Source organism: Sphingomonas bacterium, from assembly GCF_903643065.1.
GTDB lineage: Bacteria > Pseudomonadota > Alphaproteobacteria > Sphingomonadales > Sphingomonadaceae > Sphingomonas.
In genome coordinates, this window is sequence record NZ_CAHJWX010000175.1 from 1 (window position 1) to 5352 (window position 5352).

A 5352-nucleotide genomic window follows, 5' to 3' on the forward strand; every position below is an offset into this window, starting at 1 on the left:
GCGCGGCGGCCGGACGCCGGGCTGCGGACGGTGCGGGCGAGCGCGGCCTGGGCGCCCGCGATCGCCAATGGCAGCCGCATCTCGCTGGTGGTCGGGGATTATTACATCTTCGGCGAGCGCGACGCGGGCGGCGACATCGCGCAGCTCGTGCGCCGGTTCGACATCAACTCGGCGCGCGACCTGGACGGGCTGATCGCGACGCAGCCCGCGCGCGCCGGCGTGGATGTCGATCTGGGCCTCGATTATCTGCCGGTCGGCGTCGGCAATGCGCTGCGCCTCGTGACGCCGGTGGTGCGCAGCGACGGCTATGCGCCGATCGGCAACCTTGTCATCCCCGCTTCGCAGCTGACGCCCGAGCAGCTGAAGCTCGTCAACATCGCCTATCTCGGCTATCTGAGCGGGCTTGGCCCCTTGCGCGACCCGATGTTCAGCGGCTCGCGCTTCGCGGTCGGCGGCTCGTATGACGAGATCGTCGACCGGCGCACGGGACGGACCTACATGGCGGGCACGCATCTCGATCGCGACGATGCGGCGCCGGGGCAGGATTATGCGATCATCTCCTGCTTCCCGGGCGTCACCGGCAATTGGATCACCGTGATCGCCGGCACCCGCGACGCCGCGCTGATGCAGGCGGCCGATTACGCGACGCGCCCCGACGGGCTGGCGGCGGCGACCCGCGCGCTCCGGCCGGGCACCGCGTTCGAGGCGCTGGTGTCGGTGGAAAGCCTGCGCAATGTCGGCCTGAGCGCGCGGCTGGTGGCGCTGTCCCCGCGCGGCGAGACCGACTGGTCGGGCAAGCCGACGCAGCGCTTCCCCGACGAGTTTCACGACGCGCCGGCGCGGTCGGCCGCGCGCTGAGCGCTCAGGCGAAGCTGCGCGCCATGAACCAATAGGAGCCCACCGCCACCAGCCCGGCCGCGCAGACATCGACCACGATCGGGCGCGGCAGGGTGAGGCGAACGCGGGTGAGGAGGAGCACGAGACCGGTCAGCGCCAGCACGATCGTCAGCTGCCCGATCTCCACCCCCACGTTGAAGCCCACCAGTATCTCCGCCAGCTTTTCGGGCGGCAGCTTGCTTTCGAGCAGGTCGGCGGCGAAGCCGAAGCCGTGGATCAGCCCGAACACGAGCGTCACCACCAGCCGCACCCGCCCGGCGTCACGCAGATGGCCCGACACCATGATGTAGTTCGCCGCGAAGATCGCCGAGCCGATCAGCAGCAGCGGCGGCAGCAGGCCGATGCCGAGCAGCCGCAAGCCCGCGACCAGCATCAAGCCGCCACCCGTCCATAGCGCGACCGTACCCGGCCGGCCGGAGGCGACCGAGACGTTCTCCGCGCCGATCAGCGCGATCGTCAGCGCGACCAGCGCGTCGATATACTCGGCGTGCGGCCGGATGATGCCGGTCACCGCCAGCGCCAGCGTCAGGCTGTGGCCGATCGTGAAGCCGGTGACGACGAAGACGAGGTCACGCAGCCGCCGCGAGATCAGCACCAAGCCCAGCAGGAACGACTGGTGATCGACTCCGGTGAAGATGTGCAGGACGCCCATCAGCACGAAGCGCAGGAACCCGGCGCTTTGCAGGCCGCCGCCCTCGCCCTCGCCGAGGTCCAGCCCCTGATCGTCGGCGGTGATGAGCTGTTCGGCGAAATCCCCGTCGGGGCGCTGCACCTGCGCGAAGTTGACGTGGGTCGAGACCAGCTCGAAAAAGGCGTGGTCGACCAGCCGCAGCGAGCGGGGGGACGGACACGCATATTGGAACTCGGCGCGGCGAAAGCCGGGTGCCGCGGCTAGCAGGCGCGGCGGAGCGGCGAGCTTGCACGGCTTGCCCTCGGCGGTCACGCCCAGCCTGGGGCCGAGATAGGCGACCAGCGCCGCGTCGCCAGGCCGGCCGCCATCCGCCGTGATCCGCTTGGCCTCCAGGTCGGCGACGCTGAAATTGAGGTGCACCACCGCGCCGTCGATCGTCCAGGCGCTGTGCGACTCGCTGCGGGTATGCGCGGCGGCGGGGCCGGCCCCGACCAGCGCGCAGGCGAGCAGGACCAGCAACGTCCAGAAACGCGTCACTGGTAGCCCTCGGCGACCTGGACGTCGGCGCGCTTGCGCAGGAAGCGATCGTTGGCGGCGGTCAGCGTCTTGCTCTGCGCGTCGATATAGCTGGCGAGTACCTTGTCGCGCGCGGCCGCGAACGGCGCCACCACGGGCACGACATTCTGTTGCATCACCAGCAGGTGGACGCCGTCCGGCAAGGACACGGGCGGCGACACATCGCCGGGCTTGAGCGCGCGGGCGACCGCGAACAGCCGGTCGCCCAGGTGCAGGCGCGCGGCGAAGTAGAACTCGTCGCCATCGCCCATGCGCGTCGAGCGCGGCGCGACCCGGTCGGCGGCGAGCGGATCGGCACGGGCGGCGCGCAGGCCGGCGATCGCGGCGTCGATCTCGCGCGGCGTGGCGCCGGGATGGAGGAGGTGATCGGCGAGGCGCATGACGCCCTCGCTCTCGAAGGCCGCATGGTTCCGGTCGTAATAGCGCCGCAGCTCCGTCTCGGTCGGCTGCGCCATCACCGCGTCCGCCGCCGTCTGCGCCTCGACCGCGCCGACCAGCGCCTGGCGCACCTCGATCGTGTCGGACTGCATCCCCAGCTCGACGCCGCGCTGCACCGCCAGCTCCTCGCGGATCATGTCGTCGAGCGTCTTGCGCTTTTGCGCCGGCGTCGCCTGGCTCAGCGGCACGTCGTACAAGGCGCGTAGCTGGGCGAGGTAGTCGCTCATCAGGATCGGCACCTGGTTGACCAGCGCCACGTCCTCGGCCGGGACGGCGGAGGTCCGCGTGCCCTTGGCGGTGAACAGCCCCAGCCCGGCGATCGCGAGGCCGACCAGCGCGCCGATCGCGCACAGGATCAGTGACCGGCGCGCGCTGGGCCGCGCCAGCGACCAGCTCGGCGCGGTGGCGGCGGGAGTAGCCTCCTCCGTCACGGCGCGGGCTGCCGGTCGTGGCGCGCGAGATGCGCGACGTACACGGCGATCGCGCGCGCCTCGACGGGGGTCAGGACGCGGGCATAGGCGGGGCTCACGCCCGCGCGCCCCTCGCGGAACGTGCGATCGAGCGTCGCGGCCGAGCCGCCATAGAGCCACACGTCGTCGAGCAGGTTGGGCGCGCCGATCGCCTCGTTGCCGGCGGCGTCGTTGCCGTGGCAATCATAGCAGCCGCCGCTGCCCGCATAGACCTTGCCCCCGCGCGCGGCGGCGGCCTGGTCGGTGGCGACGCCGTGCTTAGCGCGGAGGAACTGGATCATGTCGCCGATCTGCGCCGGCGTCATCGGCGGAATCGGTTCTGCGCCATAGGGCTTGGCATGGGCATAGGCGGGCATCGCCGCCAGCTGCCAACCGCGCGGATCGCCCGAGCGGATGCCGTGCAGCACGATCTGCTCGATCTCCGCCACCTGCCCGGTGCCGTACAGGAAGTCGCCGTCGGTCAGGTCGGGCACGCCGCGCGCCTGGTTGGGGCCGCCGGCGCCATGGCAGGACGCGCAATGCTGGACGAAGCCGTCATGGCCCTGCGCCAGCGCGCTCCGCGCCAGCGCGGGCATATTGAGGATCCGCTCGGGATCGGCGCGCATCAGCGCCCCGTCCGCCCTTGCCTGCGCCCCCCGGACGAGCGCGACCGTCATCATCACCGCGAACAGCGCCACCACGATCATCCATGTCGGCCGCCAACGGGGCATCCTGATCCTCTTCCCGGGCGCACGTCGTCATGACGCGGGCGCCGCCACCGTCGATTGCGGCCACCGCGTCGGCGGAAGCAACCCTGCTACGGTAGCGTACCGTTACAGATGGACTGTAACGTCGGGCGTCGTGATCCGCACGGCTCAGCTCGCCGGCTTCTTCTCGAACGCGGCGGTGATGTCGAGATCGACTTGGTCGCCCAGCGCGGGCAGGAGATAGGTGATGCCGAAGTCGCTGCGGTTGATGCTGCCCTTCGCCTGGAAGCCGATCGTCGCCGCCTTGCTGAGCGGGTTGGTGCCGCCGCCGATGAACGTCGCCGCCAGCGATACCGGCTTGGTGACGCCCTTCAGCGTCAGGTTGCCGTCGATCGTCGCGTGGGTCCCGCTCACCGTCACCTTGGTCGAGATGAAGCTGCCGGTCGGGTATTTGGCGGCGTCCAGCATGTCGGGCGCGGCGATGTGCTTGTTGAGCGCGTCGACGGTGGTGACGACGTCGGCGATCGGGAAGCTGATCGTCACCTTGGCGGCGTCAGGCCGCGCGGGGTCGATCGTCAGCGAGCCGGACGCGTTGCCGAACAGCCCGTGATAGAGGCTGAAGCCGAGATGGTTGATCGTCCAGGCGACCTGGGTGTGGCGGCCGTCGGCGGTGTAGGTGCCGGCGGCCACCGCGCCGACGTTGGGCGAGCCCGGGATCGGCGCCTGGGCGAGCGCGGGAAGCGCGGCGGCGAGCGACAGGGCGACGATGAGCTTGCGCATGCGGATACTCCGGTAGAAGCTGGATTACAGGGTGCGCACGAGGCGGAAGCCCTGGGTCACGCTGGCTTGGCCGTTCGGCGCGGCCACGCGGCTGGCACTCGCCAGGCCGGTGTCCGCCCAGGAGCCGCCGCGCATGACGTGGCGGCGGCAGTCACCGCCGGTTCGCGCCGATCCGTCGGCGGGCACGCCCGCGACGTCGGCGTTCCAGCAATCGGCGGTCCATGACGCGACGTTGCCGGCGGTGTCGAACAGCCCGAAGGCGTTGGGCTTGTAGATCCCGACCGAGGCGGTGGCCGGGCTCTTGTCGTGGCAGGCGATCGGCGCGGGCGACCCGGCGTAGGCGCGCGCATCCTGATCGAACCCGTTGGCGAAGGCGCAGGCGGTTGCCGGATCGTTGCCCCACCAATAGGCGGTGGACGTGCCGGCGCGGTTCACATACTCATACTCCGCTTCCGAGAGCAGCCGGTAAGCGTGGCCGGTCTTCTTCGACAGCCAGGCCGCGTACGCCGTCGCGGCATCGAAACCGATACAGGTCGCCGGCAGGCGCGGGGTCTCGACGAAGCCGGGATCGTGCCAGTCACGGCTCGGCCGCGCGGCGAAGCGGCCGTCCTCGAAGGTGACGCAGGGCCCGCTCGCCCGATAGCCGGTAGCGGCGGCGAATTGCGCGAACTCGCCATAGACGATCGGGAACATGCTGACCGCGAACGGGGCGGCGATCCGCACCCGGCGCGACGCCGCGCGCGTGCCTATCGTGAACTCGCCCGCCGGCACCACCACCATGCGCGGCGCCACCGGATCGTCCAGGATCACGATCGGCTGGTCGCTCGCGCGCCAGATCACCGGCGCGGCGTCGGGGGAGGCGAGCGCCGGCGCG

General features: G+C 71.2%; 5 protein-coding genes and 1 pseudogene. 1 reads left to right on the top strand and 5 read right to left on the bottom strand.

What is annotated here, in order from left to right; translation table 11 throughout:
• A pseudogene (locus tag HUU95_RS07535) lies at window positions 1–858 on the top strand (hypothetical protein); the annotation flags it as partial.
• Between the two features lie 4 nt (window positions 859–862).
• On the opposite strand, the gene HUU95_RS07540 reads toward HUU95_RS07535, so the two are convergent.
• The 5 genes from HUU95_RS07540 to HUU95_RS07560 all read right to left on the bottom strand — a co-directional run.
• Complete coding sequence (locus HUU95_RS07540; RefSeq protein WP_174279554.1) at window positions 863–2065, bottom strand: HupE/UreJ family protein; 1203 nt, start codon at window positions 2063–2065, stop codon at window positions 863–865.
• Window positions 2062–2973 (bottom strand): peptidyl-prolyl cis-trans isomerase, encoded by a 912-nt coding sequence (locus tag HUU95_RS07545; protein WP_254602674.1) that lies wholly within the window; start codon window positions 2971–2973, stop codon window positions 2062–2064. Before HUU95_RS07545 ends, HUU95_RS07540 begins: the two co-directional genes overlap by 4 nt.
• Window positions 2970–3722, bottom strand: a complete 753-nt coding sequence (locus tag HUU95_RS07550) for a c-type cytochrome (protein ID WP_174279555.1) — start codon at window positions 3720–3722, stop codon at window positions 2970–2972. The genes HUU95_RS07545 and HUU95_RS07550 overlap by 4 nt, the downstream gene beginning before the upstream one ends.
• A gap of 144 nt (window positions 3723–3866) precedes the next feature.
• On the bottom strand, window positions 3867–4478 hold the full coding sequence (locus tag HUU95_RS07555; RefSeq protein WP_174279556.1) for a YceI family protein: 612 nt from the start codon (window positions 4476–4478) through the stop codon (window positions 3867–3869).
• 24 nt (window positions 4479–4502) lie between these two features.
• Window positions 4503–5352: formylglycine-generating enzyme family protein (locus HUU95_RS07560; RefSeq protein ID WP_174279557.1), on the bottom strand; the 850-nt coding region annotated here is incomplete at its 5' end.

What these genes read in the sequence shown, in the direction of transcription:
- HUU95_RS07550 (WP_174279555.1), bottom strand. Translation starts at nt 3,722, where the DNA reads ATGCCCCGTTGGCGGCCGACATGGATGATCGTGGTGGCGCTGTTCGCG.
- HUU95_RS07555 (WP_174279556.1), bottom strand. Translation starts at nt 4,478, where the DNA reads ATGCGCAAGCTCATCGTCGCCCTGTCGCTCGCCGCCGCGCTTCCCGCG.